The following is a 1,378-nucleotide window of genomic DNA, read 5'->3' as shown; positions in this document are numbered from 1 at the left end:
TGGTTAAGTCCTCGATCTATTAGTATTCGTCAGCTCCACGTGTCACCACGCTTCCACCTCGAACCTATCAACCTGATCATCTTTCAGGGATCTTACTAGCTTACGCTATGGGAAATCTCATCTTGAGGGGGGCTTCATGCTTAGATGCTTTCAGCACTTATCCCTTCCGCACATAGCTACCCAGCGATGCCCTTGGCAGAACAACTGGTACACCAGCGGTGCGTCCATCCCGGTCCTCTCGTACTAAGGACAGCTCCTCTCAAATTTCCTACGCCCACGACGGATAGGGACCGAACTGTCTCACGACGTTCTGAACCCAGCTCGCGTACCGCTTTAATGGGCGAACAGCCCAACCCTTGGGACCGACTACAGCCCCAGGATGCGATGAGCCGACATCGAGGTGCCAAACCTCCCCGTCGATGTGGACTCTTGGGGGAGATAAGCCTGTTATCCCCGGGGTAGCTTTTATCCGTTGAGCGATGGCCCTTCCATGCGGAACCACCGGATCACTAAGCCCGACTTTCGTCCCTGCTCGACTTGTAGGTCTCGCAGTCAAGCTCCCTTATGCCTTTGCACTCTACGAATGATTTCCAACCATTCTGAGGGAACCTTTGGGCGCCTCCGTTACACTTTAGGAGGCGACCGCCCCAGTCAAACTGCCCACCTGACACTGTCTCCCGGGTCGATAAGACCCGTAGGTTAGAATTTCAATACAGCCAGGGCGGTATCCCACCAGCGCCTCCACCGAAGCTAGCGCTCCGGCTTCAAAGGCTCCCGCCTATCCTGTACAAGCTGTACCAAAATTCAATATCAGGCTACAGTAAAGCTCCACGGGGTCTTTCCGTCCTGTCGCGGGTAACCTGCATCTTCACAGGTACTATAATTTCACCGAGTCTCTGGTTGAGACAGTGCCCAAATCGTTACACCTTTCGTGCGGGTCGGAACTTACCCGACAAGGAATTTCGCTACCTTAGGACCGTTATAGTTACGGCCGCCGTTTACTGGGGCTTCAGTTCAGAGCTTCGCTTACGCTAACCCCTCTCCTTAACCTTCCAGCACCGGGCAGGTGTCAGCCCCTATACTTCGCCTTACGGCTTCGCAGAGACCTGTGTTTTTGCTAAACAGTCGCTTGGGCCTATTCACTGCGGCTTTCCGTTAAGAAAGCACCCCTTCTCCCGAAGTTACGGGGTCATTTTGCCGAGTTCCTTAACCAGAGTTCTCTCGCTCACCTTAGGATTCTCTCCTCGCCTACCTGTGTCGGTTTGCGGTACAGGCACCTTTTATCTCGCTAGAAGCTTTTCTTGGCAGCGGGGAATCAAAGACTTCGCTCCATAAGGAGCTTCCCCATCACAGCTCAGCCTTCGCGGTAAGCGGATTT

At 53.8% G+C, this 1,378-nt stretch carries 1 rRNA gene; it reads right to left on the bottom strand.

The annotated features are described in order from the left end of the window. Nucleotides 1-1,378, bottom strand: a 23S ribosomal RNA gene (locus tag MR058_RS22775); the annotation flags it as partial.

This window comes from Bacillus cereus group sp. BfR-BA-01430, from assembly GCF_022663115.1.
Classification (GTDB): domain Bacteria; phylum Bacillota; class Bacilli; order Bacillales; family Bacillaceae_G; genus Bacillus_A; species Bacillus_A cereus_BD.
Note: the sequence above shows the minus strand (reverse complement) of the source record. Positions and strands in the feature narration are given on the sequence as shown.